The sequence below is a fragment of the Shinella oryzae genome, from assembly GCF_023038235.1.
In the GTDB taxonomy this organism is placed as follows: Bacteria; Pseudomonadota; Alphaproteobacteria; order Rhizobiales; family Rhizobiaceae; genus Shinella; species Shinella sumterensis.
In genome coordinates, this window is record NZ_CP081987.1 from 2,211,681 (window position 1) to 2,236,510 (window position 24,830).

26 protein-coding genes are annotated in these 24,830 nt (G+C 59.5%); 11 read left to right on the forward strand and 15 right to left on the reverse strand.

Annotated elements, in window-relative coordinates:
* Positions 1 to 74 precede the first annotated feature (74 nt).
* The 3 genes from K6301_RS10855 to K6301_RS10865 are packed head-to-tail and all read right to left on the reverse strand — an operon-like array spanning position 75 to position 2,871.
* Positions 75 to 956 carry an anti-phage nucleotidyltransferase gene (locus K6301_RS10855; RefSeq protein ID WP_247216836.1) on the reverse strand — a complete coding sequence of 294 codons (882 nt, stop codon included), beginning with the start codon at positions 954 to 956 and terminating at the stop codon, positions 75 to 77.
* An 11-nt stretch (positions 957 to 967) separates the two neighbouring features.
* A complete protein-coding gene (locus K6301_RS10860; protein ID WP_247216838.1) occupies positions 968 to 1,909 on the reverse strand; it encodes an anti-phage phospholipase in 942 nt (313 codons plus the stop codon).
* Between the two features lie 23 nt (positions 1,910 to 1,932).
* Entirely contained in the window at positions 1,933 to 2,871 is a 939-nt protein-coding gene (locus K6301_RS10865; RefSeq protein WP_247216840.1) for a pPIWI-associating nuclease domain-containing protein, read from the reverse strand.
* Positions 2,872 to 3,208: 337 nt separating this feature from the next.
* Here K6301_RS10865 and K6301_RS10870 point away from each other — a divergent pair, with 337 nt between their 5' ends.
* The gene (locus K6301_RS10870) at positions 3,209 to 6,193 is read left to right on the forward strand and encodes an NACHT domain-containing protein (protein ID WP_247216842.1); all 2,985 of its coding nucleotides are present in this window, start codon (positions 3,209 to 3,211) and stop codon (positions 6,191 to 6,193) included.
* A gap of 391 nt (positions 6,194 to 6,584) precedes the next feature.
* On the opposite strand, the gene K6301_RS10875 is transcribed toward K6301_RS10870, so the two are convergent.
* Positions 6,585 to 7,745 carry a hypothetical protein gene (locus K6301_RS10875; RefSeq protein WP_247220578.1) on the reverse strand — a complete coding sequence of 387 codons (1,161 nt, stop codon included), beginning with the start codon at positions 7,743 to 7,745 and terminating at the stop codon, positions 6,585 to 6,587.
* Between the two features lie 287 nt (positions 7,746 to 8,032).
* Here K6301_RS10875 and K6301_RS10880 point away from each other — a divergent pair, with 287 nt between their 5' ends.
* Positions 8,033 to 8,677: an outer membrane protein gene (locus K6301_RS10880; protein ID WP_247216844.1), complete on the forward strand. Its 645-nt coding sequence runs from the start codon at positions 8,033 to 8,035 to the stop codon at positions 8,675 to 8,677.
* A 259-nt stretch (positions 8,678 to 8,936) separates the two neighbouring features.
* Here K6301_RS10880 and K6301_RS10885 read toward each other — a convergent pair whose 3' ends face one another.
* A complete protein-coding gene (locus tag K6301_RS10885) occupies positions 8,937 to 9,947 on the reverse strand; it encodes a glycosyltransferase family protein (protein WP_247216846.1) in 1,011 nt (336 codons plus the stop codon).
* 451 nt (positions 9,948 to 10,398) lie between these two features.
* Between K6301_RS10885 and K6301_RS10890 the strand changes: the two genes are divergently transcribed.
* The gene (locus K6301_RS10890) at positions 10,399 to 11,415 is read left to right on the forward strand and encodes a substrate-binding domain-containing protein (RefSeq protein WP_247216848.1); all 1,017 of its coding nucleotides are present in this window, start codon (positions 10,399 to 10,401) and stop codon (positions 11,413 to 11,415) included.
* A gap of 2 nt (positions 11,416 to 11,417) precedes the next feature.
* On the opposite strand, the gene K6301_RS10895 is transcribed toward K6301_RS10890, so the two are convergent.
* The 4 genes from K6301_RS10895 to K6301_RS10910 form a co-directional block, all read right to left on the reverse strand.
* Positions 11,418 to 12,461: a Gfo/Idh/MocA family protein gene (locus K6301_RS10895; RefSeq protein ID WP_247216850.1), complete on the reverse strand. Its 1,044-nt coding sequence runs from the start codon at positions 12,459 to 12,461 to the stop codon at positions 11,418 to 11,420.
* A gap of 7 nt (positions 12,462 to 12,468) precedes the next feature.
* Positions 12,469 to 13,254, reverse strand: coding sequence for a ThuA domain-containing protein (locus K6301_RS10900; RefSeq protein ID WP_247216852.1), 786 nt, complete (start codon positions 13,252 to 13,254; stop codon positions 12,469 to 12,471).
* Positions 13,255 to 13,362: 108 nt separating this feature from the next.
* Positions 13,363 to 13,704 carry a DMT family transporter gene (locus K6301_RS10905; RefSeq protein WP_134652405.1) on the reverse strand — a complete coding sequence of 114 codons (342 nt, stop codon included), beginning with the start codon at positions 13,702 to 13,704 and terminating at the stop codon, positions 13,363 to 13,365.
* 34 nt (positions 13,705 to 13,738) lie between these two features.
* Positions 13,739 to 14,299, reverse strand: a complete 561-nt coding sequence (locus K6301_RS10910; RefSeq protein ID WP_247216855.1) for a TetR/AcrR family transcriptional regulator — start codon at positions 14,297 to 14,299, stop codon at positions 13,739 to 13,741.
* Between the two features lie 137 nt (positions 14,300 to 14,436).
* Between K6301_RS10910 and K6301_RS10915 the strand changes: the two genes are divergently transcribed.
* Positions 14,437 to 14,847, forward strand: a complete 411-nt coding sequence (locus K6301_RS10915) for a group II truncated hemoglobin (RefSeq protein ID WP_247216857.1) — start codon at positions 14,437 to 14,439, stop codon at positions 14,845 to 14,847.
* Between the two features lie 16 nt (positions 14,848 to 14,863).
* Positions 14,864 to 15,229 carry a DUF423 domain-containing protein gene (locus tag K6301_RS10920; RefSeq protein ID WP_247216859.1) on the forward strand — a complete coding sequence of 122 codons (366 nt, stop codon included), beginning with the start codon at positions 14,864 to 14,866 and terminating at the stop codon, positions 15,227 to 15,229.
* 78 nt (positions 15,230 to 15,307) lie between these two features.
* Here the strand turns inward: K6301_RS10920 and hmuQ are convergent, their stop codons facing one another.
* The 5 genes from hmuQ to K6301_RS10945 all read right to left on the reverse strand — a co-directional run bounded on the left by hmuQ (position 15,308) and on the right by K6301_RS10945 (position 18,058).
* Positions 15,308 to 15,622 carry a heme-degrading protein HmuQ gene (hmuQ, locus tag K6301_RS10925; RefSeq protein WP_247216862.1) on the reverse strand — a complete coding sequence of 105 codons (315 nt, stop codon included), beginning with the start codon at positions 15,620 to 15,622 and terminating at the stop codon, positions 15,308 to 15,310.
* A gap of 85 nt (positions 15,623 to 15,707) precedes the next feature.
* Positions 15,708 to 15,899, reverse strand: coding sequence for a hypothetical protein (locus K6301_RS10930; protein ID WP_247220658.1), 192 nt, complete (start codon positions 15,897 to 15,899; stop codon positions 15,708 to 15,710).
* Positions 15,896 to 16,291 (reverse strand): DUF2325 domain-containing protein, encoded by a 396-nt coding sequence (locus K6301_RS10935; RefSeq protein ID WP_230640014.1) that lies wholly within the window; start codon positions 16,289 to 16,291, stop codon positions 15,896 to 15,898. Before K6301_RS10935 ends, K6301_RS10930 begins: the two co-directional genes overlap by 4 nt.
* 386 nt (positions 16,292 to 16,677) lie before the next feature.
* Positions 16,678 to 17,571, reverse strand: a complete 894-nt coding sequence (locus tag K6301_RS10940) for an energy transducer TonB family protein (RefSeq protein WP_247216864.1) — start codon at positions 17,569 to 17,571, stop codon at positions 16,678 to 16,680.
* Positions 17,572 to 17,626: 55 nt separating this feature from the next.
* On the reverse strand, positions 17,627 to 18,058 hold the full coding sequence (locus K6301_RS10945; RefSeq protein ID WP_247216866.1) for a hypothetical protein: 432 nt from the start codon (positions 18,056 to 18,058) through the stop codon (positions 17,627 to 17,629).
* 234 nt (positions 18,059 to 18,292) lie between these two features.
* Here K6301_RS10945 and K6301_RS10950 point away from each other — a divergent pair, with 234 nt between their 5' ends.
* The 6 genes from K6301_RS10950 (at position 18,293) to K6301_RS10975 (ending at position 23,243) form a co-directional block, all read left to right on the forward strand.
* Complete coding sequence (locus tag K6301_RS10950) at positions 18,293 to 19,339, forward strand: hemin-degrading factor (protein ID WP_247216868.1); 1,047 nt, start codon at positions 18,293 to 18,295, stop codon at positions 19,337 to 19,339.
* Between the two features lie 39 nt (positions 19,340 to 19,378).
* Positions 19,379 to 20,329, forward strand: a complete 951-nt coding sequence (locus tag K6301_RS10955) for a heme/hemin ABC transporter substrate-binding protein (RefSeq protein WP_247216870.1) — start codon at positions 19,379 to 19,381, stop codon at positions 20,327 to 20,329.
* On the forward strand, positions 20,316 to 21,434 hold the full coding sequence (locus K6301_RS10960; protein WP_425475332.1) for a FecCD family ABC transporter permease: 1,119 nt from the start codon (positions 20,316 to 20,318) through the stop codon (positions 21,432 to 21,434). The genes K6301_RS10955 and K6301_RS10960 overlap by 14 nt, the downstream gene beginning before the upstream one ends.
* Positions 21,435 to 21,440: 6 nt before the next feature.
* Complete coding sequence (locus tag K6301_RS10965; RefSeq protein ID WP_247216872.1) at positions 21,441 to 22,229, forward strand: heme ABC transporter ATP-binding protein; 789 nt, start codon at positions 21,441 to 21,443, stop codon at positions 22,227 to 22,229.
* A gap of 115 nt (positions 22,230 to 22,344) precedes the next feature.
* Complete coding sequence (locus K6301_RS10970; protein ID WP_247216873.1) at positions 22,345 to 22,743, forward strand: glycine zipper domain-containing protein; 399 nt, start codon at positions 22,345 to 22,347, stop codon at positions 22,741 to 22,743.
* Between the two features lie 68 nt (positions 22,744 to 22,811).
* On the forward strand, positions 22,812 to 23,243 hold the full coding sequence (locus tag K6301_RS10975; protein WP_134652379.1) for a hypothetical protein: 432 nt from the start codon (positions 22,812 to 22,814) through the stop codon (positions 23,241 to 23,243).
* Positions 23,244 to 23,272: 29 nt separating this feature from the next.
* Here the strand turns inward: K6301_RS10975 and K6301_RS10980 are convergent, their stop codons facing one another.
* Entirely contained in the window at positions 23,273 to 24,775 is a 1,503-nt protein-coding gene (locus K6301_RS10980) for a sensor histidine kinase (protein WP_247216875.1), read from the reverse strand.
* Positions 24,776 to 24,830 lie beyond the last annotated feature (55 nt).

Consider the following 24,830-nt stretch of genomic DNA (forward strand, 5'->3'; position numbering starts at 1 on the left):
GCGAGGGATGATTGAAACATGGGTCAAATCTCAGTGATAATTTCCCGCAATCCCGGGTCAGCTCTCAGTGCAAATCAACACTTTTTGAACGCTTCCATGAAGGTGTTGTGGTTGTCAGGCGACCAGCACACGGAATGCCCATGCCGGAGCAGCCAATGGATACCATTTGCGCAGGTTAACTGCGACTTATCCTGCATGTTATAGATGTGATTGAAGCAGTTGACGACCGTCTGTTGATAGCTGGTTCCGAAAAGGGCATGCGGCACATTCCAAAGCATCCCCTCTAGGAAGTATGATGGTGCAACCCCCTCTTTCAGTCTGCCGTCTATTATCATGCGGTTTCGGATGTTCTTAAAGATTCGAACGGTCGGCTTGAAGTAGTTGTTTGTGTGCTGGTGCTTCGCCGTGCAATTGGCGGAATGCTGTTTGGGATAGTTGACGATTTTTGTGCCGTCCTTGGTCCAGAACACGATGCCTTCGCGATAAATTGGTTGGCCGTAGGTCGGATAGCTCGTGTAGTGGCGATGTTCGGCACAAGCGAGGACATCAGCATCCCGGCGGCTTGCATTGCCCGGCACGTAGATGGCCTTGCCGCTTCCATCGACGCCATTTCCATAATTTTTTTTAAGCCAATCCGTCACTTCCTCCTTGAATTTGGTGAGGGAGTACTCCGCCTTTGTCCAGCCCTTGTCGAAGTTCGCCTTATCGTTCACTGAAAGCTCACTGGTATCGTAATAGTAGACTGAACTCAGGCGAATGACGATGTCCACGTCACTATCAGCCCATACGTTCGTATCGTTGCCATACGATCCCTGGAGGAACGTGTCGAAATTCTTTGGATAGTAGGGGGACTTGGAATCGTTCAGGACGCCACTGATACTCTTGTAGGTGGCCGCTGACTGCTGGACGCTGCCCTGCGCCGACCACGTTTCCAATTGTGCTTCACCGACGGCCATTATCGCATCCGTTACAGAAGGAAGTCTTTCAGAGTCGTTTCGACTTTCGCGAACGATTCTCGCCCGCGCTGTCGCAAAATATTGAGCTTCTTCAAATCGTGCTCGAATAGGTCAGTCGCCATTTCCGGCCGCTCGAAGGTATCGCTGATCCGCACAGTAGGTACGTCCTTGAACAGGATCGCGCGAAGTTGGTCCATGGATTGCGTATTGATTTCAAGCGTCTTCTGGAGAAGCTGGACGCTTTGAAGATACTTTGCCCAGTACATCATGCTAAACATCGATTTCTTCGGGCTGGGATAAACGCCAACGCCGATGCTGACCACCCTCAAATCCTTGTGTGCACGATTCAGGGCGCGGGACGCGTCCGCAATGGCATAGAGGGTGGGGTTGTTGGCGCAATAGCCTCCATCAACAAGCTTCACCTCATCGCCGGCGGCGGTGGTTACAGTGGTCGGCTCGAAGAACGGAAATGCAGAGCAGGACGCCTGGACGGCATCCCCGATTTTTACGCCGAACCCAGGCTTGAATGTGCCCTTGCGGCCATGAGCTTGCTCGATGCTCCCTTTGAAGATCATGGGCCGCTCAATCACCCACTTCGTAGTGACGACGCCAACCGCGGTTTTCACGTCATCGAACGTCGTGTCCTTGAAGATTTCTGCTGCCAGTTCGGCCAACTTGGCGGACTTCTGGGAAGGTTTCTTCAACCGCATTACATCTGGCACGAACTTCTTATAGAGGTCGTGTATTTCGCCAATCGACATACCAAGAGCGATCATTGAACCGATTATAGAGCCAGTACTTGTACCGAAGATGAGGTCAAACCGCTCGTGGAGGCGGCAACCGATCATGCCTTCGATCTCTTCGAGGACGCCAAGGGTATAGAAGCCTTTGGCGCCGCCGCCATCAAGGCTGAGAATGCGATATGGCTTAGCCTGCTCTTCCCTCTCAGTCACGGCTTACCCCTCGCTCTGTGCGTTTAGAGGGCGATTGCTGCAAGAAACATGATACCGCCCTCTACGCGCTGGCGGATGCTCTGGAGCTTGGCAAAGCCATGCTTCCCGGCCGCGCCGTGGGTGGCCTCGTTGAACACGTGGAACAACTGAAGGATGTCATCGATATCCTTTTCCACAAAACCCAGCATCTCGGGAGAGTCAGCGCCCTTGCGTTTCAAGAGATAACGGATTTTCGCACGGCGGCTCGGTGTTCCATTGGGGGTCTTGTCGCAATTGCTGTCCGCCGCAATCACGTCGGCATTATCCGCCCACTTTTCGAGAATTTCGGTGAAAATCTCCCTGACACTGGTGCAAAAGTGACGAGCGGCGTCCGTATTCATCGGATTGAGGGCGTAAAGCGCGCCTTTCCAACGATCGCAGAGATCGTCAGAAAATCCAGAAAGGTATTCGAGGATGCCGCTGTCATCCATCTGCTCCGGTGTAAGTGGCGCTTCAGAGGTCAATGCTTCTGCGACACTGGCGCTGTTGCTGGCTTCCTTCTCTGTCAGTTCCAGAAGATCAGAAACACCCGGTGAATTTTGTGCGGACCTCTCAACACGTTCGAAACTGTCGTAGACATCGTAGGCGGAGTTCCGCACTTCAACATAGCGGGTAGTTGTCGATGTTTGGCTTTTCAGCGAGGCGATTTGCCGAGCGAGAGCCTGCCGGTTCTGACGAACCTTTGCGTTGTGCGAATTAACCGCCTGGTTATATTTCCTGACGGCTGCTTCGTTCTTCTGGTTTTGCTGCCGCACAGCGCGATTGTAGTCGTTCACGACCTTCTGATTGTGCCGATTGACACGATCAATTTCGCGATTCACTTCGCGAACGTATTTTTCGGCAGCTTGGCGATTAGCTCGATTAACGCGGTCCACCTCGGCATTGTAACGCCGGACCCAAGCATTGTACTGCTGCGGTGTCATTCGCCGGGTCATCAGCGCCCCCAAAAAAGAGTTATGCCCACTGCCTAGAATTTAGTCAGGGCGATGCTCCGTTACAAGGGATGGTTGATTAAGGTTTGTCGATATCCCGAGATATTTTCGGCGGGTGCAGCTTTCGAATCGGACCTCAGGAAATGTGCATTTTATGAAGTTTTCGCTTTTCAGTTGCTCTGCTCGCATAGACTCATGCTTTAAATCGGAACCAAAAGACAAAAAACAACTGATGCGAGCAATATATTGGTGCAAACAGATGGCACCCGGTTGACCTAGATCCCGCGCATTGATCAATTCCCCCTTCAACCACGGGGATGCGTTATAAATGGCTGTTGGCATTGAGGTCGTTGTCGGAGTTCTTAGCTCGATCGTCTACGATGGACTGAAACGCCCGTATAAGGGCGTTTCGGAAATGTTTGTGCGTAGACGACAAATAAACCGCGCACTTCAACAAACCGCGACGTTAGACACCCCCAACCAAGGTGATGTAAATACCGCAATAAACGATCTTGTTCGTATTATTGGCAACGACCACGGTAAATATAACGATAGCGTCGCAGCTTTTCTTACCGACGTCGAGCGTAGCGCAATACCCGATGCCTTGAAGCAGTTTGTCTTGTGCGGAAAAGAAACATCGCCTGCGTTTCCGGCGTTCGATCTCTTATACAGAACGCACGCACCTTTGCCCTTTGAAAGCAAAGCCTTGTTCGATGCGTTGGCTGTTGCCATTAAAACTCGGATAGAACAAGCCTTGGACGAGAAAGTTCTATTCGAGGCCCTTAAGGCACAGAATGGTGATCTAGCGGCGAGGATCGAAGGATTAGCCGCATCTCTACGCCATGCCGTTTCAATTGAAGACCCATTGAATGCAGAAACAATTACCGAAATTAAACTGAAAATTGCTCGAGGAGCAGAGCAATCTAACAAACAAGTCAATGTCGAGACAACTCAGGGTGCGCGTAAGGTTAACGTTAAAAAACTCGTCATCCCAGCGCGACTAAGCCCGCTTGGAACAAAAGACAAGGTACCAGCGCCCCATCGTGAAAGTGTTAGCGAGAAAGAAAACACAGTCAGCTACCTTCCATTTCGGCGCTCCTTCGACAGAGCAGTAATTTTGGGTGATCCAGGTGGCGGAAAATCAACACTGACGCAGCTTTTATGTTATGATCTTGCAAATCAAATCGTTTTAGAATTTGCGAATCCCGGCGCATCTGGTTTCGACACTCGTGATTTGCGGCTTCCAATAAGAGTAATTCTTCGAGCGCTAGAAAAACGCCAACAGCAAGATCCTTCGTACCAAATATTCGATTATTTGATCGATGAAATCAGGGTTTATTGCGATAATGACACGCAGTTGGCGACTCGTTTTCTCAAGCAGACCTTAACGATAGGTCAGATTGTCATACTTTTTGACGGCCTAGACGAAATCCTCGACGTCGCGGCTCGTAGAACAATGACCGTGTTGATTGAGCAGTTCTCAAACGCATACGCGTCATGCCCTAGCCTCGTCACGTCTCGCATTGTTGGATATTCGGACGCACCATTATCGGACGATTTTCAGATATTCACCTTGTCTCGTTTTAATAAAGACGAGGTTCGTCGTTTCTCCGAGTTGCTGATCCGTGCAGTGACTGGAGAAAAAGTAGCAACGGCCAAAATTAAAGCCAACATTTTTCTTAATCAAACGGATAATACGGCTGGAGACCTTAGAGAAAACCCGCTTCTGCTAGGTCTTATGGTTTATATCTTCAATATCCGCGGCGATGTTCCAAATAATAGGCCTGAAATATATAAAGAATGCTCGCTTCTGATGTTTGAGAAATGGGATCAGCGCCGAGATATTATTTTTGAGTTACCTACTGACTTTGACATGCTGGATCTATTTGGTTTCTTAGCATCTCAGATTTTCGGAAATGCTGACACCGAAGATGGCGTATCTGAGGAGTGGCTGATACAACGACTGAGATTGTTCTTCAATAATTGGTATGAAGACCGTGCGAGATCCGTCGCAGCAGCTCGCATCCTCGTAGAGTTCATAACCGGGCGCGCATGGGTCATGTGCGAAATCGGGCCAGGTGTCTTTAAATTTACTCACCGCACTTTCTTGGAGTATTTTTTTGCTCGGAGGCTCGAGGAGGAAGCTGGCGGGGTCGCGGTCTTGATCCAGAACCACCTCGTCGCAAAAATATCACAAGCCCAGTGGGACGTGGTAAGCCATTTGGCTCTTCAGATAACGACATTTCGGAGCGGCCCAAAATCCTTGCAGGCCCTTGAGGCGCTGCTCAGGTCCGCGACCGAGATTAGGTTTGAACCAAAAGAAGAAATCAACTTTTTGACATTCTGTGCACGTGCATTGGAGTATTTGACTATAGCTGAGGCCCGTCTCAGAGAGGCGATTGAATATATTTTTGGCCGTGTTCTACATCTGGGCGCGACTTACAGTTTGGAAGCCGCGGAGGTGATCCATGACGTTTTGCACGCCTGTGATCGTCGGAAAGAATACGTTCAAGAATTACTCACCAAAATTTCTGCTCCGATCCTGTTTGGCCCATCTACCGAGCAGCGTCGGTTTCTTACCTATCTCCTCGGTATACGCTATTCAGGCTATCGCAATCGGCGTCTCCCTCAATATGCCCTTCAGCACATTTGGCGGGCGCTGCACGATGCTCGCGCCTCCGTTAAAGACGATCAGTGGCGCCGAGCATGCGAAAATGTTAGCGAGGCACGCTTTTACGTCTACATTTATGAAGAGAAAATCGAAGAGCTTTATAAATTATATGGGCTGAGCCTTATTTTTACACCATATTCGGCGTTACTTCCCATCGAAATATATAGGCTTCCTTTCTTCATTCTCGGCGAAGGCTTGCGCATAAGCAGTAGTGGACGACACGGTCCGCGTTTTTCGGAACTTGAGCTGACGCGCCAGCAGGCTTCAACTATAATAAACGCGATCTCTGACGACTTGTTGAAGCTTGATAAGGCGGACAAAGCGCAAGCGGCAATTTTTAGCGGCACGGATGAAATGCGTCGTATTTTTGCCGGCGAACTAATGCACTATCTTGATTTCTTAGTACGGCAAAAACGTATCCGCGATACAGATTTCGCGTCTCGTTGCGTTTACATTTTTATGCTTATGTTTGTGGAGCAAAGTCGCGGACACATGCTTACGGAAGCTGCGGATACACGACCACATGCCTCCGCACTCAACAGGCTGGCTGACATGGTTTCGAGACTAAATGAGGATGAGTTTTCAATCGCCGCAGGCAACATACTCAGAAACATTACAGCGCTCGATACCGACGCCACCTAATACGACAATCTGCATTAGAAAGTAGGCATATTCGTGCGGCAAAACCTCATCTTGTTCCAGCACAACATCGTTTTCTCAAACTTCGAGGACAAGTACTTAGAACTGCAATCTTCCAATTCCGATGACGCGGATTTGCCGTGCTAAAATTTTCTGCACTGAGCTAATTCCCCCTCGGTCGCCGAGGAGCGCAAGGTAGCGCAGTTCTAGTCCAGTTTTGAGCGCGCCTCATAGAAAACAATAGCTTAGAACCATGGACAACCATTTCCGATTCCAAAGGTCACAGGTTCGAATCCTGTCGGGTGCGCCATATAACTGTTTGAAATCATTATTCCATCAGTTTGTGCTTTTCGTCGACCCAGATTCGATCAGCACCGTGCGTGCCTCCGACAGGCTACGGCTTTTTGGCTTTGAATGGACGCTCGAGCAACTCGTTTGGAATCGAATGCTCTCTCCATTCTCCCTCGACTAAAGAAAAGATGCGGTTTCCGTAATCGAACAGGTACAGTCTGTCTTCCCGGGCAAAAACTGCCGATGGCTGAACCCGTTTGCTGCCGAGTTGGAGCGTCACCTTTGGTGTAAAGGTTTTTGCTGAATGTCCATCGAAACGAAACAATTCCGAGTCCGCGATGAGGACCAATTCGCCATCGAGATAAGCAGCGCCAGAATAATGTTTCTCGCGGTCCGGCGACGATGAAATCTCCGAAAAACCGTTCTCGGGTGTTCCGATCATGACCAGACCGTCGGAGCCCACCAAGTAATCGTTGCCTCGATTGTCCGACGTGACGGCAGCTAACCACGCGTATGGTGGTGACGTCCTGGCAATCCGTTCAGGCAATACCTGTCGTTTCCAGCGGCCGGGTGTTCCCGTGAAAAGCGCGGTCAGGACCGGATGCGTACCCTTCTCAGCTCTCAATCTTTTCTTCAGTTCGAAGCGTTCGTCTTCCGGCATGTCACTTCGATACAGGGGATGGCCCGGGTAAAGGTTGAAGTATCGTTGGTTCGGTCTCTGAATCGCAACGATAAAGATTTCACCCCTGATGTTCTGGCCGAGAATGGCCCATTCAGCCTCGGAATAAGGATATTCCGTTGGAAGAGACGGCGATACGTCCTCCCAGCTCTCGCCTTTTCCGAGCTTCAGGAAGTTCCCGCTGCCTGCGACCAGCCAACGATCGTTGTAAGGAAAAATCGAGCGGAAATCGATTTCGGCGGCGGTATCCGATTCGGCTTGAGTGCCGGGGATGATGAAATGCTGAGAACCATCCGGGCCGACAACGTAAATATCGCCCTGCAGGCTGATCGTGACATAGGACGGCGCTGCATCGTCTCTCAACGACGGTAGCGGGCGGATGTCGCGCAACTCCCTGCGAACATCCGACCGCGAAAATGTCTGTTCGACGGCGTCGTGCATGAGAATGATCGTGTAGGGATCGTCCCAACGCGGTCCGCCCACCAGAGCAGCGAAATGACGGTCAGTGCCCGCCATGCTGGACTGGTAGAGTTTGGGCTCCCATTTGCCGTACAGGTCTTCGAAATCTTCGTCGCCGTTCAACATATCGTTCAAGAATATTCTCCAGTTCAGGGAGCGTCAGCAATTTTGCCGGCAGGGAGCGACTTTTCCTTGGTTCTTCAAAATGCGGAAAGGCCTTTCTTCCTTTTCACCTGTTCTTGCGCAGCTTTGTCGATTTTATTCGTTTCCGGTGGCGTATCCCGAGACGCCAGCATCGGAGATAGCCAACCGGATCCAACGAGAATAACAACTGTTGCGTGCCGGCTACAGCAAATCGGCGTTATCGGGGTTAGAAGCATCAAAACGCAAGCCGGCCACGGGGGAATCAACGAATGCGCAAAGCAGTACTTTCGGCAATTGCTATGTCTCTGATGACGATGAGCGCCTATGCGGCGGACATGGCGAGTCCGATGACCTCCCCCGAAGCTGACTATGCAACGCCGTTCCAATGGTCCGGCGCCTATGTTGGTGCCGATATCGGTCATGGCTGGCTCAACGGGGATTTCTCCGCTCTCGGAACGTCCATCAGCGAAGATTTCAATGGCGCGACGCTTGGGGGCTTTGTTGGCTACAACTGGCAGTTCTCGAACGGCTTCGTAACCGGCGTCGAGGGCGACGTATCGTACAACTGGAATGACAAGGAATTCAACAACGGCGAGTCCGGCACGGAATGGGCCGGGTCGGTGCGGGGACGGGTCGGTTTCGCGATTGACCGCGCGCTCGTTTATGGCGCTGGCGGCTGGACCGCAACACGCGGATTCGTCAAGGACATTCCGTCGGGTCAGGAGTTCTCGAAGACTTTCAGCGGCTGGACCATCGGCGCAGGCGTTGAATATGCGGTTACCGACAACGTCTTTGTCCGTGGTGAGTATCGCTACAACAACTTCGGCGATAAGGACATCGACGTCGGTCCCGGCATCATCAACGTCGACTTCGACCAAAGCGTCGTCAAATTCGGCTTGGGCGTAAAGTTCTAATTTCTCGCAGGACTTCAATGTTAACCCCGCTTCGGCGGGGTTTTCCGTATTCCACGCAACCACCAGCCAGCCACGACTTCGGCGGCCACCTCTCGTGGCATCGCGCGCGGCCATGCATCATCGTTGCAGCCCGTCCACATCGCGTTCACACTGGCTACATAAATAACCCGCCCGCCAGCAGCGCCACGAGGCTGATGAGCTGTAAGGATGTATCGAGGGTCATCCGAGGCCATGCCCACCGTGATCAAGCGCCTGCTTGTCAGGGCGGCTCTTGAAACGCGGCTGTGGTGGTCGTCGGATCTCGTGATGGAGATCCTGGCAGAGGCGCCGCTTGGCTGGCATCGGCAGTTTTCGCCGCCGGCTCCAGCGCCATGCCGAATGCTTCTCTGAGCGTCGCCTCGCTTCTCTGGGCGAACCGCCGGGCCGCGTAACGACCCCAGGCAATATTTTGCGGTGGCAGGGGGCCGGTCAGGCGTTCGATGATCTGTTCCGGCGCGACGGCGATGTGCAGAAGATTTTCAACCGTGCACAGACGGTGGGCAAGCGAGCCCTGCCGCACCACCACGGGAATGCCGAGCTGCACGGCCCGTCCCAGGATGCCGCTGGCATGATCGCCGGCGCGCGGATAGAAGCACCAGATCGCATCGCTCGCCGCATAGGCGCCCAGCAGCTCGGCATGCGACAGCGCACGATCCACCGCGACACCGCCGGCCTCTTCCAGCACCAGGGCGTATTCGGCGATATCAGGCGCGACTTTGCCGCAGGCGAGAAAGGTAAAGCGCTTCCGAAGGACAGAAAAGCGCGCGAAGGCGTCGGAAAAGAGATCGAAGCCCTTGGCGCGGCTTTGTGTGCCGAGTGCCGTCATCACGAAGCGGTTTCCCGGCCGGCGTTCCCGGCGCAGCCGCTCCACCGCGTCACGCTCCTCTTCCGTCACGTCCCAGAGCTGGAAGTCGTATATCCAGTCGTCTGCGATCGTCGCGAAGGCCGGAAAGACATTGAACGGCACGATCGTGAGCGTACGCACCGTGCGACGGCGCTTCATCGCGCGCAGCACCATGCGCCGGAAGCGACAGCGCAGGCGCGGGGAAACGGCAATCGGCATGGGCCGCAACAACAGCCCAACGGTTCGCCGGCCGACCAGGGCGCGCACAAGGGCGACCAGGATATAGAGAAGGAATGTCTCCTCGACCGCGAGGAAAATCACCGCCGCCCGTGACAGGAAAAGATCGCGGACACGCCCGCGGCGCGCACCGAAAAGACGTTCCAGCACGTGCAGATAGGCCGGTCGTCGCCCCGTCTCGCTGTGTATGTAAACGACAGGACCGGCGGGACAGTCAGCCCTCCCGCCGGTCCCTTGCCGCCCCCCCAGCCAGGCGCCCCACGCCCCCATACTTTCCGACCGCGCAAGCGTACCCGACGCCGCCGGCTGTCCTGCGTCAGCCTGCATGCCTTTCCCCCGGATGCATCGCAGCGTGCTTTTCGGCGCACACGGAAACCGCCCGGCACGCCGTGTTCCCCGACCTGCCGCTAAAACAATTCATCCGAAGGTGAGACACCTTGGAATGCAACTTTATCGCTAATAATGAGACTTTAACTTGTTTTTAACAAAGATCAAGCGCGTTCCACAACCTGAAAAGGCATTCCGTCATATCCGGTTGCATGCTTGTCGCGCGCCGTCGCAGCGTCCATAAAGATCCCTCACCCAAGCAACCGGGATCCGCATGAACCTCAAGGAATTCGCCAGCCGCATCGGACTGTCAGCGACGACGGTGAGCCGGGCGATGAGCGGCTATCCGGAAGTGCGGCCCGAAACGCGCGCGCGGGTGCTGGAGGCCGCCGAGAAGCTGGGCTACCGGCCGAATATCAGCGCGCAACGCCTTGCGACGGGTCGCGCGGGCGCCATCGGCATCGTGTTCCAGGGCGGCGGACGCTTCGGCCCGCATTCAAGCGAACTCATGGGCGGGCTGTCGACGCGCCTGCAACGGGACGGCATCGATATCCTCGTCTCGACCGTGGAGACGGAAGAGGACGAGATGGCGGCCTACCGCCGGCTTGCCGCCAGCAAGCGGGTCGACGCGGTGATCCTCCATACGCCGGCCTGCAAGGACGAGCGCATCGCACTGCTCCAGACGCTCGGTCTTCCCTTCGTCGTGCACGGGCGGAGCGAGGCGGAAAAACCCTTCGCCTTTCTCGATATAGACAATTTCGGGGCTATCGTAGAGGCGACGCGGTATCTTGCCGGGCTTGGCCATCGCCGCATCGCCCTCATCAACGGCGATACGGCAAGCACCTACGCCCGCGACCGGGAGGACGGCTATTGCACGGCGCTGGAGGAGCATGGCCTGACGCCCGACACCGCGCTGATGAGCCGTGGCGAATTCACTGATGAAACCGGCTTCCGCCTCACGCAGGGCTTTCTCGCTCTGCCCGCCCCGCCGACCGCCGTCATTGCGGGTTCCATGATGTCGGCGCTTGGCGCCATGCGGGCCATCCGCATCGCCGGGCTCTCGCCGGGAAGCGATATCGCGATTGTCGCCCATGACGACGTCTTTCCCTATCTCAGCCCCGATAACCTCGTGCCGGCCGTCACGACCACGCAATCGCCGATGCGTGCGGCCGGCGAGCGTATCGGCGACATGGCGCTGCGGCTGCTGCAGGGTGAACCGCCGGAGACGTTGCAGGAGGTCTGGCCGGTGGAGCTTATCGTGCGCGACTCCACGCGCCCTGCCCCGGCCTGAGATCACACCGCGAGTTCGCGCCGCTCCCGCTCGGTCTCCATGGCAAGATCGAGCACTTTCTGAAGGTCGGCGGCGTGGCGGAAGCCCGGCTCGATCATGGTGCGCGCTTCGACCGCGGCGGCAAAGCGCTGATAGTTGGTCACGACCGAACCCGCATCGATATCGCGCCAGATGGCCTTTTCGACATCCTCGCCCAGGCAGCCGCGCAGCCTTGATCCCTCCGTCGAGTGCACCACCTCGAGCGCGCCCCTGTCGCCATGCATGCGCAGGCGCAACTCGTTGAGGTGGCCCGTCGCCCAGCGGCTGGCATGGATGACGCCGAGCGCGCCGTTCGCGAAGTCGACGGTCATGGTGAAGCTGTCATTGGCATCGAGATCATATTCGCCGATGCGGTTGTCCGGCGCCTTGTCGAAAGCCTTCATCCGGGCAAACACATGCTCCACATCGCTCGCCGCGCCGTAGCTCGCGAAGTCGAGAATGTGGATACCGACATCCCCCAGGACGCCGTTGGAACCGTGGCGCGTGGAAAGGCGCCAGAGCCACTGGCTCTCCGTGGCCCAGTTGCCCCAGGCCTTCGAGACCAGCCAGCTCTGGAGGTAGGAGGCTTCGACATGGCGGACATGGCCGATCTCGCCGGCCAGAACCATCGTCCGCGCCACCTGAAGCGGCGCGACATTGCGGTAGGTGAGATTGACCATGTTGACGAGGCCGGATGCCTCGGCGACACGCGCCATCTCGTCGGCCTTGGCGTAGGTCTCGGCCAGCGGTTTTTCGCACATGACATGCTTGCCGGCGGCCAGCAGCGCCAGGGTGGTCGGGTGGTGCGCCCGGTCCGGCGTTACGTTTGTCGCGGCATCGAAACCGTTCCACGCTATGGCATCGTCCAGCGAAGTAAAGACATTGGGAATGTCGTGCATATCGGCAAACGCTTTTGCACGCAAGGGATCCACATCGACGGCACCGACGAGGGTGACGCCGGGGATCGCGGCGAAATGCTGGGCATGGGCCTTTGCCATGCCGCCGGTTCCGAGAATGAGAAGACGCATGGAAACCTCAACGATATCCGGCTTCGCCGGCTTCATGCAGTTTGGGTCCGCGTTCCTCGATCGGCTCCAGCGCCTGTTCGACGGGCACGTTCGGCGCGTCGTGGATGGCCGCATAGGTGCCTTGCGGATTGAAGGCCCACTTGACGCCGTTGACCAGCACCTTCTGCACGGTGGCGTCGTGATAGGTCGGATAGGTCTCGTGGCCGGGGCGGAAGTAGAAGATGTTGCCGGCGCCGCGTCGCCAGGTCATGCCAGAGCGGAAGACTTCACCGCCGGCAAACCACGAGATGAAGACCGTCTCCAGCGGTTCCGGCACCGAAAACTGCTCGCCGTACATCTCCTCGTTTTCCAGGACGAAGTTTTCGCCCAGACCCTCGGCGATGGGGTGACGCGGATTGATCACCCAAAGGCGCTCGCGCTCGCCCGCCTCGCGCCATTTCAGCGCACAGGGCGTGCCCATCAGCCGCTTGAAGATCTTAGAGAAATGGCCGGAGTGGAGGACGAGCAGCCCCATGCCTTCCCAGACGCGTCGGGCCACCCGCTCTACGACCGCATCATCGACGGCACCGTGGTCCTTGTGGCCCCACCACAAAAGCACATCCGTCTCGGCAAGGCGTTGTTCGCTGAGGCCGTGCTCCGGTTGCTGAAGCGTGGCCGTCGTGGCTTCGATAGCGGCATCCCTGTTGAGCGCATCGGCGATCGTGTTGTGCATGCCGTCGGGATAGATCGAGCGTACGATCTCGTTCGTCTGCTCGTGGATATTTTCACCCCATACAATGGTGCGTATCGCCATGTGTCGTTCCTCTGAAGCCAAAAATTGAAACCGCTTTCAATTTTTCCGAATCGTTAGAACCAGTCCCGATTCTTTGCAAGCGGGATGCCCTGCGGATTCCGGTATCCTTCAGTGGAATGTCGACTTGGAGAAAAGGTTCAGCACAAGAACGCCGGCAATGATCAGACCGAGGCCGACAAGGGCGGCCGGATCGAGCTTCTGGCCGAAGAAAAAATAGCCGACGAGCGAGATCAGAACGATGCCGAGACCGCTCCAGATTGCGTAGGCGATACCCACGGGCACATAGCGCAGGCTCCAGGACAGGAAGAAGAAGGCGATGGCGTAGCAGACGACCATCGCCATGGTGGGAACGAGGCGGGTGAAATGCTGCGCGGCCTGCATGGCGGAGGTTCCGAGCACCTCGAAAACGATGGCAACCACGAGGACGGCGTAGACGATGGCGGGGTTCATGGCTTTGCTCCGGCGCGCAGGCGCCAACAGAAGATCAGAGGCGGGACATATCCAGCAACCGCTTCAACAGGGTCGCCCGCGTCGCCGTGTCTATGACCGAAACGCCGAGCAGGTCGTCGAGCCAAAGGCCGTCCACCGCGTAGCGGGCAAGCGTGGCATCGAGTGACGAGTCCGTACCGACATTCTCGACAAGGTGCCGGTCGAACCATTCCCGCCAACGGTCGCGCAGATGCGGCTCGGAAATCAGCGCAACGGTCAGCACCTTCCATCTCTCGCCATCTTCCAGCCCTTCCGGCTGAAAGAAGGCGCCGATATAGGCGCGCGTGAACCGTCCCTTCGGCTCCGGATCGACCTTCATCCGCTCGGCTAGAACGCGATCGAGGTTCTGCGTCACATCGTCGAACAGGCCATCGAGCAGCGAAAGCTTGTTGGGGAAATGATGCAGCAGGCCACCCTTGCTAACACCTGCCGCCTGGGAGACTGCGTCAAGCGTCACACTCGCCGGCCCCTTTTCCAGCGAGAGGCGCGCCGCCACCGCCAGCACCTGCCGGCGGACGGCCTCGGGATGTTTCTTTCGATGATGCGCCTTGCTCATGAGAAAACATACCGTCTGGACGGTTTTCTGTCAATCGAGCTCGTGCGGCCGCGCTAACGCGCGCTTCGTCGCAGGCGTCGCGCCGCCGTTGTCAGCCCCGCGGGCAGGCGCTAAGACCGACCAAACGGAAGAGCGCCATGACGGACGAACACGACGGTCAGGGACGAGAGACGATCACCCTTTACGAGGCCGTCGGCGGCGACGCCGGCGTGCGCGCGCTGACGCGTCGTTTCTACCAGTTGATGGATACCCTGCCGGAAGCCGCGCGGTGCCGGGCCATCCACCCGGCGGACCTCACCGGCAGCGAGGAAAAGCTCTACGAATACCTGACGGGCTGGCTTGGCGGCCCGCCGCTCTATACCGAAAAGCGCGGGCATCCGATGCTTCGCCGCCGGCATTTCGATGCGGCGATCGGCCCGGCGGAGCGCGACGAATGGCTGCTCTGTTTCGTGCAGGCGCTGGAGGAAACGGTGCCGAGCGAGGGCCTGCGGAAGATCATCCTCGAACCGGTAACGCGCCTCGCCCACCACATGCAGAACCAGGATTGAACCCGGGATTGAACCAATGTCGTTTTCGTTTCGCTCGACGAGCCTTCTGATCGCCGGCCTCATGGGCCTCACCGGCATCGTGGCGGCGGCGGCCGCATCCCATGGCAGCGATCCGCGCCTGATGGCGGGCGCGTCGGCCATGTGTCTCGCGCATGCGCCCGCGCTGATCGCACTCTACGCTGCCTGGGGGTCCGTGCGCACCGCGCCGGTTGCCGCTCTTTTGATGATCGTCGGAACCGCGCTTTTCGCGAGCGATCTCGTCATGCGCCACTTCGCCGGCCACGGGCTGTTTCCGATGTCCGCGCCCACCGGTGGCGTCATCATGATGGCGGGATGGCTCGCCGTGGCGCTGGGTGCCTTTCTGCCGCGCAACGACGCCTGAAAAGCACGCGTCCGCGAACGAGAAAGGCCCGGCGTCGTAACACCGGGCCGTCACGAATTCACGCCGGCGAAAATCGTCTCAGGCGCCGACGACGGCGGTGAAACCTTCGAATTTCGGCGGGCCGAGATACATGGCCCTGTTGTCACCGGCATTCTTGTGGGCCTGCCGGAAATTCTCCGATTTCGTCCAGGCGACAAAGTCGTCCTTGCTCGCCCACACGGTATGAGAGGCAAACAGCGTATAACCTTCCTCCGCATCGGTATCGCCGCGCAACAGGTGGAAGGTCTTGAAGCCGGGCATTTCGGCAAGGCTCGATTCGCGCCCCTTCCAGATGGTCTCGAAAGCCTCCTCGTGGCCGATGGCGATGCGAAAGCGGTTCATGGCGACGAACATGCGGGACCTCTCAATGCTTTTCCCGCCGCAGGCGATGCGGCATGGGAAAAGCTACGACATTGTCGTTGCGCGCATCAAGACCGGGCTAGCCTTCGAAACCGGCTGCGCGGACGGGACGGACATTCCGGAAGGGAAACGCCGTCACATTACCGCTCTCCAGCATCTCCGCCCGGTTCGCCATCCATTCGTAGAGTTCCGGCACGAGGCCGTCGCCATTCTGCGCAGCGAGCTTGTGAAGGCCGATCATCATGAAGGGCTCGGGTCTCTCGTCACTCACTGCACGTTGTCTCCCTGGCTCATGCTCTGCAAAGCGCGCTCGAAGGAGGATTTGCTGCCGTTGCGCAGCGGCACGAAGGCCTTCTCCCACTTCTTGCAGCCCGTCTTCACGCGGATGCAGGCATCGTGGCTGATACAGTCGATGGGGCAGAACACGCAGTCGACCGAGGGCAGTACATTGTCGATGCGGGAAACCGCCTCGCGCAGACCGCCGTCATGGTGGATGAGGTTGGCGCCGTAGGAACTGGCGATCTGCCTCAGATGCGCGACCTGGCAATCACGGCCGCCGACATACAGGAAACTGCGCCCCTTCAGTTCGGCCTTGCCGTCGGACTTCTGGTCGGTCTCGACATCCCGGCGGGCCTGATGCTTCTGCCTGTTCTTCTCACGCATGGCTTTCCTCTCCGCTTCACCCGTCCTGCGCTTGATCGTGGTCACTTCCACGTTGTGCGGCGTCTTCACCTCGGCCTGCACCGCCACCACTGCTGGGGCAACGGCATCCGCTGCTGCCGCCATCTGCTTCCTGAGCGCGGCCAACTGGCGCTCCAGGTCGGCGATACGCCGGTCACGCTCGGCAATCTTCGCCTTCAGGATCGATTCCATACGCCCAGCAGTCATTCCGTTCATGCAACATCCCCTTTGGTACTCTGCCGCTGCAGAGCCTCAGTCGGACGCAACCTACAAAACTTGATTTTCATAGTAAAGTATAAACATGACCATAAAACTCATATTTTATGGCAAAAGAATCCCGCCTGTCGCAGGACGGCGGGATAACAGCGTCAGTTGAAGACGATCGGGACCGTGAACGCCCAGGACGAACGCCCTGCCGCCTCGGGAATCTTGGCGAAGGGAGCAGCACGCATCACGGCCTCCACGGCTGCATTATCCAGCGCGCCACTGCCGGAACTGCGCGCAACCCTCACACCGCTCGCCTGGCCGCTGGCGCCCACGGTGAAGCTCACCACGACGCTGCCGCGATCACCACCCGACACGCGTCGCTTGGCGCGGTTGATCTTGCTGCGCACCTTGCCCGGATAGTTGCTGACGGCGGCATTGCCGGCCATCGTCGAATTGCCCTTCTTCTGGCCACCGACGGCACCGACCTTCACATCGGCGGAACCATCCACCTCGCCGCGCGTCGCATTTTCCCGGGCCTTGCCTTCCTCGCCGGCCTTGCGCACGACCTTCTGCTTGGGCTTCTTGCGCTCGACCTTCTTGACCGGCTTTTCCTTCTTCACCTCGGGAGCCGGCTTGATCTCGCGCTCGGGCTCGATTTCCGGCTTGATCTCCGGGATAGGCACGGCTGCGATCTCGACCTCCGCGGAGGGAACGATCATTTCCTCGACCGGCTGGGACACGATCGGCTCGACGGGCTCGATCTCGCTTGTCTCGGGCGTGACTTCCGTCGGCTGGATTTCAGCCACTTCCTGCGGCTCGGGCTCCGTGACCTCGGGCTGGATGGTCTCGGGCGTGATCGTGTCGTCGGGCTTGCCCGATTCGACGGCCTCGAATGCGCCATTGCCGAGCATCGCCACCTCGGCGACGACGCCGCCGGCAACCAGGGCCTCTTCCTCCGGCGGTTGCGGCGCCATGGTGAGGATTGCAGCCGCGCCCGCGTGAGCAAGCAGGGAAAGAATGCCCGCACCGCCCCAGAGCCACTTGCTTCCAGCCATCACGTCACCCGTATTTCCGTTTCATGCATCGCGCATTCGCCTCAATGCCTTCAGTTCAACCGTCGAGACCGGCAGGCGTCTTGCTGCGCGTGACGATGCCATCCATGCAGCGGCCCTTGTCCAGCCCTTCGCCCTCGCAAACCGGGGCGTCGTTGATCAGCAGGTTCTTCACAGTCTCGCACTTGATGCCCGGCACGTCGAATTGGCGCACCTTGGACTTGCCGGCCGGCAGGTCGCGGAAGTCGAGCAGCGCAAGGCGCTCCACCGTGCCCTTGTCGTTGAAGATCACGAATTCGAACGACACCTTCGAAACGTTCTGTGCAAATCCGTTGCCGGCGACGAAGGTGAAGAGGCAGCCCTTCTGAGAAGCGGCCAGTGCGTTCAACTCGACATCCAGCCCCTTGGCTTTTGCGGCCTCCTGGGCTGCGGCACCGGTGACGGCGGCAGCGGACAGCATCGCGGAAATCAGAAGGGTGCGTCGGATCATGGGTCTCGCCTGCTTCATTGTCGGCCGGCTCGCGCGGCCATCGCCATTTCACCCAGTCCGAACAATTAACATGACTTCTTGAGACTGGTATTGCGTCAATAGATAAATATGAGTAAGCAAGTCAAGATAGTAAACGCCAGAATTCCTGTCAAACCCCTGCTCCACCGAGAAAAATCCCGGGAAAAAAGCAGGCCCAAGAAATTGTAACACGCATATCGACGAAGGCCGCGCCCAATGACCAACACGACCCGACCGACCCCTGCTGAAATCCGCGCCTTCCGCGCCGAAAATCCCAAGATGCGCGAGCGCGACATCGCCGCCCAGCTCGGCATTTCGGAAGCGGCGCTCGTGGCGGCGGAGGTCGGGCTGACGGCCGTGCGCATCGACGGCGACGCCAACCGCTTCCTGGAGCGCTCCGAAGCGCTGGGCGAGGTCATGGCGCTGACCCGCAACGAGAGCGTGGTGCACGAAAAGATCGGCGTCTTCGAGAAGATCAACACCGGCAAGCATGCCTCCATCGTGCTCGGCGAGAACATCGACCTGCGCATCTTCCCCGGTACCTGGGCGCATGGCTTCGCCGTGACGAAGACCGACGGCGACCAGGTTCGCCGCAGCCTCCAGTTCTTCGACAAGGCGGGCAACGCGGTCCACAAGGTGCATCTGCGTCCGGCTTCCAACCTCGATGCCTATGAGGCGATCGTCGCCGACTTCCGCCTGGACGACCAGTCGCAGGAATTCGTCGAGGTCATCTCGGAAAAGACCGTCGAGACCGGCCCGGTCGACGTGGAGGCGCTGCGCGAAAACTGGAGCGCGATGACGGATACGCACCAGTTCTTCGGCATGCTGCGCAAGCTCAAGATCGCCCGTCAGGATGCTGTCCGCAGCGTCGGTGAAGACTTTGCCCATGAAGTGCGCGCCGATGCCGTCAGCGCCCTGTTGCATGCCTCCGCCGAGCGCGGCGCGGATATCATGTGCTTCGTCGGCAACCATGGCACGATCCAGATCCACACGGGGCCCGTCCACAACATCCAGCCGATGGGCCCTTGGATCAACGTCATGGATCCGACCTTCCACATGCATCTGCGCACCGATCACGTCGCCGAATGCTGGGTCGTGCGCAAGCCGACCAGCGACGGCCATGTCACGTCGCTTGAGGCCTACGATGCCAGCGGCGAAATGATCGTGCAGTTCTTCGGCAAGCGGAAGGAAGGCATGACGGAGCGCGCCGACTGGCGCGAGATTCTCGAAAGCCTGCCGCGCCCCGACAGTGCCGCCGCCTGAGGACCTTTCGCCGCAGGATCACCACCCGAGGATAAGACCATGAGCAAGAGCTTCGACTTCCGCCGCGCCCGCCCCTGGGAAGTGGCCCTGACCGTCTTCGCGCTGTCCGCCCCGCTGCTTCTGCCCTTGTCGACGGCGGGCTCGCAAGGCTTCGTCCGCCAGGCGGTCGCGCAGGAGATGCAGCAGGTCGACACCTCCAAGGTGGTGGTGATCGGCGGTGCGCTCACCGAAATCGTCTACGCGCTGGGCGAAGAAGGCCGCCTCGTGGCGCGCGATTCCACCAGCATGTATCCCCGGGAAGCCATGAAGCTGCCCGATGTCGGCTACATGCGCGCGCTTTCGCCCGAAGGCGTGATGGCCGTCAACCCGACAGCCATCCTCGCCATCGAAGGCAGCGGCCCCGCCGATGCGCTGGCGGTGCTGAAGAGCAGCGGTATTCCCTTCGAAACGGTTCCGGAGGGCTTCGACCGCGCGGCCATTATGAAGAAGATCGATATCGTCGGCACCTTCCTCGGCGTGCCGGAAAAGGCGAAGGCGCTGGAAGAAAAGGTCGGCGCCGATCTGGATGCCGCCATCGCCGAAGCCGCCAAGCGGCCCGAAAGCGAGCGCAAGCGCGTCCTCTTCGTCCTGAGCTTCCAGAATGGCAAGGTCATGGCGGCCGGCGGCCACACGGCAGCGGACGGCATCATCGGTCTGTCGGGCGGCATCAACGCGACGGACGGCGCTTTCGAAGGCTACAAGCCGCTGACCGACGAGGCCGTCGTCAACGCCAAGCCGGATGTCATCATGCTCATGGATCGTCCGGGCCACGGATCGAGCGACGAGGAGGTCCTGAAGCATCCGGCGATCTCGCTGACGCCGGCCGCTGCGAACAAGGCGATCCTGCGCATGGACGGCCTGCACCTGCTCGGCTTCGGTCCGCGCACCGCTTCCGCCATCCGCGACCTGAACAAAGCACTGTACGGCAAGACCGGCAATGTCTCTCAATGATGCCTTGCGCAACCCTGCGCACGGTTCCCGCCTGATGCGGACCGCGCGGCCCCGCGCCGAAGGCGACAGAAGCGCGGTCGCGCGCCTGACGCTGGTTGTCCTCGTCGGGCTGTCCCTGATCGCGCTCGCGCTCTCGATCGCCACGGGCGCGTCCGATGCATCCGCGCTGCGCGTCATCGGTGCGCTGCTCGGCGGCACCGAGGATACCGTTCTCAGCATGCGCGACCGCATCATCGTGCTCGATATCCGCATGCCCCGCGCGCTGCTCGGCTTCCTGATCGGCGCTGCGCTCGCCATGTCCGGCGCTGTCATGCAGGGGCTTTTCCGCAACCCGCTCGCCGACCCCGGCCTTGTCGGCATATCCTCGGGTTCCGCCCTCGGCGCGGTCCTGATGATCGTGCTCGGCGCCAGCATGCCCGCCGGCCTCATGGCCTCGCTCGGTGCCTTCACATTGCCGGCGGCTGCCTTTGTCGGCGGTCTCCTGACCACGCTGCTGCTCTACCGCATCGCCACGCGCGGCGGCCAGACGTCGGTCGCCACGATGCTGCTCGCCGGCATCGCCATTTCCGCGCTGGCCGGCGCCGTCACTGGTATCCTCATCTACATGGCCGATGACAAGCAGCTGCGCGACATCACCTTCTGGGGCCTGGGCTCGCTTTCCGGCATGACCTGGACGAAGGTTGCCGCCGCGGCGCCGATCATCCTTCTCGCCCTCGTCGTCGTGCCCTTCCTGTCGCGCGGGCTCAACGCCATCACGCTCGGCGAGGCCGCCGCCTTCCACATGGGCGTGAAGGTGCAGCGGCTCAAATACACCGCCATCGTCGCCGTCGCCGGCGCGGTCGGCGCATCGGTCGCCGTCAGCGGCGGCATCGGCTTCGTCGGCATCGTGGTGCCGCATCTGCTGCGCCTCGTCATCGGCCCCGACCACCGCTATCTCCTGCCGGCGTCAGCCCTGCTGGGCGGTGTCCTGCTGCTCGGCGCCGATATGCTGGCGCGCACCATCGTCGCGCCGGCCGAAGTGCCGATCGGCATCATTACCGCGCTCGCCGGCGCGCCCTTCTTCCTTTGGGTGCTGCTGCGCCACCGCGGACGCAACGGCTGGTAGGACAAGATGATCGACGCCAGAAACCTGACGGTCAGCCTCTCCGGCAAGACCATCGTGCACAGCGTTTCGCTGACCGCGAAAGCCGGCGAGATCACCGCGATCATCGGCCCCAACGGCTCCGGCAAGACGACCACCATGAAGGCCATTGCGGGTGAACTGCCCAGCAAGGGCGAGATCACCTTGAACGGCCACGATATCCGCGCGCTCGAGCCGTTGCAGCTTGCCGTCAAGCGCGCCGTGCTGCCGCAGGCCGCGGCCATCGCCTTCCCCTTCACGGTGCGGGAGATCGTGCGTCTCGGCCTCACCGTCGGTCCCAACCGCCATGCCGAGCGCATTGACGCCATCACGTCCGAAGCGCTCGCGGCGGTCGATCTCGGCGGTTTTGCCGGCCGCTTCTACCAGGAGCTTTCCGGTGGTGAACAGCAGCGCGTGCAGCTGGCCCGCGTGCTTTCGCAGATCTGGGAGCCGGTGCTCGACGGCGAGCCCTGCTTCCTCATGCTCGACGAGCCCGTTTCCGCGCTCGATATCCGCCACCAGCTCACCATCATGCAGCTGGCCAGGCGCTACTGCGAGGGCGGTGGCGGCGTGATCGCGGTCATGCACGACCTCAACCTGACGGCGATGTTCGCCGATCATATGGTGATGATGAAGAACGGCAGCGTCGCCCATGCCGGTCGCCCCGCCGACGTGATGACGGACGATGCCATGGAAGCGGTTTTCGGCTGCCGCATGCGCATCAACGGCGTGCCGGGTCCAGGCGTGCCTTTCGTCCTTCCGCACACCGCGTCGTACTGATTTCTCGGAACCTTTTTCTGCCTGCCACGTTGAGTTGCCGGAAAACCGTTCCGCCAAGGGGGTGGAGCGCGTATCGCACGCGCCTGACGCAGGCGACCGAAAAAGGAGAAACGGTATGGCCAACGGAATGTTTTCATCGCGAAAGAAGAGCATCCGCGAAGATCTGAACGACAAGGCAAGCGCCGTCGAGGACCAGATTGCCGAACTGCGCGAAGAGCTCGCCGCGCTGGCCCGCAGCATGGCCGACGATGCCGCAAGCGGCGCAAGTAGCATTCGCAAAAAGGCGCGCGCCGCCAAGGCGGATGCGCGCGATACCGTTCGTGGCCTGAAGAACCGCGCAGACACCGATATTCGCGACATGATTGCCGCCGGCGAGGATATTCTTTCGGAATTCCAGTCCCGCTACCAGGATTCTGGCCGCAAGGCGCGCGAAGCCGTGCGGGAGCATCCGCTGGCGACCCTCGGCATCGCTGCTGCCGCCGGCTTCCTGCTGGCCGGCCTGCTGCGCCGCTGATCGAACACGTCTTTTAAACGGGGAGGCCGCGCGGCTTCCCCGCCTGTTATTTTGCGGAGCGCAAAAGCATGCTGTCACTGGGGGCCGTTCTCGTCCAAAATCTCGTCAGCCGCGTCACCGACCGGGTCGACGAGACCGTGGACATCGCCAAGCGAAGTGCAATCGCCGGCCTTGTGATCGGGCTGCTTCTGCTGACCGCCTATGTCCTGACGATCGTTGGCGCTGCCATCCTGCTTGCGCGGCATTACGGCGCCGGCCCTGCCCTGTTCGGACTGGCGGGCGGCTTTCTCGTCCTGGCGCTGATCATTCTCGGCATCGTCGCCGCCCGCAACAAGCGCGAGCGGGAATTGCGCCGCCTGCGGCGCCAGCAGCTCGCCGCACGCCGTGACCTCATGGCGGCTGCCGCCACCATGGCGACACGCAAACCCTTTGCTGCGACGGCCATCGCACTCGCGCTCGGTTTCATGCTCGCTCCGAAATCCCGCCGCGACGACGACTGAGCATGGCATTTTCCAAAAAGGCGTGAGGTTTAAAGCGGCAGTCGTATGACTGCCGTTACGCCTTGCGGCAGATATTCCACATGCACGCTGCTGCCGAGGATCTTGTCGAGGCTGCGCTCGATGAGCACGGAGCCGAAGCCGCGACGAGACGCGGGAGCGACCGGCGGGCCGCCCATCTCATGCCAGGTCATGTTGAGCACGCCCTGCCCTTCCTCGGCAACGACGCGCGCGGTGATGACCACCTTGCCCGACGGAACCGAGAAGGCGCCGTATTTACGCGCATTGGTCGCCAGTTCATGCAGCACAAGACCGAGTCCAACGGCCTGGTCAGGCCCGAGCTGCACTTCGTCCTTGTGGATTTCCACCTGCTGGTCGAAATCGATGGCATAGGGCGCGATCTGCTTTTCGAGCAGCATTTTCAGCCGGATGACACCCCATTCATGATCGCTGAGCAGCCCGTGCGCCTCTGAGAGCGATTGCAGGCGCCCGGCAAACGCATCCATGAAGGCTGCCGGATCGCTCGTCTGGCGCAGCGTTTGCCGCGCGAGCGATTGCAGCATGGCCAGCGTATTCTTCACGCGGTGATTCAATTCACGCAGCAGAAGGCGCGTGCGATCCGTTGCAATCTGCGCATCGGTCACATCCACGTTGATGCCAAGGAAAACCGTCGGTTTGCCGTTCGCATCGCGCTCATGCACCCGCCCGCGCCCCAGCAGCCAACGACCGGACTTGGCGGTGCGGAAGAGACCGTCATATTCCTTGCCAGAGGCCAGCGCGCGGCGCAGCCGCCCGATGGCAAGCTTGCGGTCGGCACCGTGGACGGTCATGAAGAACTTGCGCGCACTGAGCGGGCGCGCAGGCTGCACGCCGAACATGCGATAGAACGTGTCGTTGCCCGAAATGAGCCCGGTCGAAATGTCCCAGAGCCAGCTTGCGACATTGGCTGCATCCAGCGCCAGCGCATGGCGCTTCTCATCGCGCGAGATGGCCTCCGCAGCGAGTGTGCGGCGGCGGGTCTCTTCCTTAAGCTTGATCAGCGATGCCGCGAGCGAAGCAAGTTGCTCCAGCCGCTGTAACAGGTCTTCCGGCCAATCAGGGCGGGCAGCCACATCACCGACGACGACGGAGCCAACCGGCCGGCCGTCGATCATGATCGGCGCACCCGCGTAGGACAAGAGATCGGGGGCACCGCCAAGGGTCTCGATATCGGAAAAGCGTGGGTCCGCTCCGGCATCCGGCACCAGCAGCGCGTCACCGCCGTGGGCCATGAGAGAGGCGTTGAAGCTCCGCTTCAAAGGCACCCGTATCTCCGACGTGCCGAGCCGGGCCAGAAAACACTGGTCCTGATCAGCAAACAGGCTGACGATTGAAACCGGCGCGGAAACAAAACCCGCTGCAAGTGTAGCAATGCCGTCGAAATCGGCGTCGGGGCCGAAGAATTCCGGCGTCGCATTGCCGAGCGCCGGCAAGCGGTCTGGAACGTCCAGAACCGCGGCGTCAGCCACCGGCAATGCTTGAACCGTGTCCTTCATACACCTTCTCATCAGGCAATCGCGCCTCGCGCCGAGCGCACCCGAAGGCCCGGCA

Excerpts from the sequence above, each read along its gene's own strand:
- K6301_RS10855 (WP_247216836.1), bottom strand. The coding sequence starts at position 956 with ATGGCCGTCGGTGAAGCACAATTGGAAACGTGGTCGGCGCAGGGCAGC.
- K6301_RS10865 (WP_247216840.1), bottom strand. The coding sequence starts at position 2,871 with ATGACACCGCAGCAGTACAATGCTTGGGTCCGGCGTTACAATGCCGAG.
- K6301_RS10870 (WP_247216842.1), top strand. The coding sequence starts at position 3,209 with ATGGCTGTTGGCATTGAGGTCGTTGTCGGAGTTCTTAGCTCGATCGTC.
- K6301_RS10875 (WP_247220578.1), bottom strand. The coding sequence starts at position 7,745 with ATGTTGAACGGCGACGAAGATTTCGAAGACCTGTACGGCAAATGGGAG.
- K6301_RS10880 (WP_247216844.1), top strand. The coding sequence starts at position 8,033 with ATGCGCAAAGCAGTACTTTCGGCAATTGCTATGTCTCTGATGACGATG.
- K6301_RS10890 (WP_247216848.1), top strand. The coding sequence starts at position 10,399 with ATGAACCTCAAGGAATTCGCCAGCCGCATCGGACTGTCAGCGACGACG.
- K6301_RS10895 (WP_247216850.1), bottom strand. The coding sequence starts at position 12,461 with ATGCGTCTTCTCATTCTCGGAACCGGCGGCATGGCAAAGGCCCATGCC.
- K6301_RS10900 (WP_247216852.1), bottom strand. The coding sequence starts at position 13,254 with ATGGCGATACGCACCATTGTATGGGGTGAAAATATCCACGAGCAGACG.
- K6301_RS10905 (WP_134652405.1), bottom strand. The coding sequence starts at position 13,704 with ATGAACCCCGCCATCGTCTACGCCGTCCTCGTGGTTGCCATCGTTTTC.
- K6301_RS10910 (WP_247216855.1), bottom strand. The coding sequence starts at position 14,299 with ATGAGCAAGGCGCATCATCGAAAGAAACATCCCGAGGCCGTCCGCCGG.
- K6301_RS10915 (WP_247216857.1), top strand. The coding sequence starts at position 14,437 with ATGACGGACGAACACGACGGTCAGGGACGAGAGACGATCACCCTTTAC.
- K6301_RS10920 (WP_247216859.1), top strand. The coding sequence starts at position 14,864 with ATGTCGTTTTCGTTTCGCTCGACGAGCCTTCTGATCGCCGGCCTCATG.
- hmuQ (WP_247216862.1), bottom strand. The coding sequence starts at position 15,622 with ATGTTCGTCGCCATGAACCGCTTTCGCATCGCCATCGGCCACGAGGAG.
- K6301_RS10935 (WP_230640014.1), bottom strand. The coding sequence starts at position 16,291 with ATGCGTGAGAAGAACAGGCAGAAGCATCAGGCCCGCCGGGATGTCGAG.
- K6301_RS10940 (WP_247216864.1), bottom strand. The coding sequence starts at position 17,571 with ATGGCTGGAAGCAAGTGGCTCTGGGGCGGTGCGGGCATTCTTTCCCTG.
- K6301_RS10945 (WP_247216866.1), bottom strand. The coding sequence starts at position 18,058 with ATGATCCGACGCACCCTTCTGATTTCCGCGATGCTGTCCGCTGCCGCC.
- K6301_RS10950 (WP_247216868.1), top strand. The coding sequence starts at position 18,293 with ATGACCAACACGACCCGACCGACCCCTGCTGAAATCCGCGCCTTCCGC.
- K6301_RS10955 (WP_247216870.1), top strand. The coding sequence starts at position 19,379 with ATGAGCAAGAGCTTCGACTTCCGCCGCGCCCGCCCCTGGGAAGTGGCC.
- K6301_RS10960 (WP_425475332.1), top strand. The coding sequence starts at position 20,316 with ATGTCTCTCAATGATGCCTTGCGCAACCCTGCGCACGGTTCCCGCCTG.
- K6301_RS10965 (WP_247216872.1), top strand. The coding sequence starts at position 21,441 with ATGATCGACGCCAGAAACCTGACGGTCAGCCTCTCCGGCAAGACCATC.
- K6301_RS10970 (WP_247216873.1), top strand. The coding sequence starts at position 22,345 with ATGGCCAACGGAATGTTTTCATCGCGAAAGAAGAGCATCCGCGAAGAT.
- K6301_RS10975 (WP_134652379.1), top strand. The coding sequence starts at position 22,812 with ATGCTGTCACTGGGGGCCGTTCTCGTCCAAAATCTCGTCAGCCGCGTC.
- K6301_RS10980 (WP_247216875.1), bottom strand. The coding sequence starts at position 24,775 with ATGAAGGACACGGTTCAAGCATTGCCGGTGGCTGACGCCGCGGTTCTG.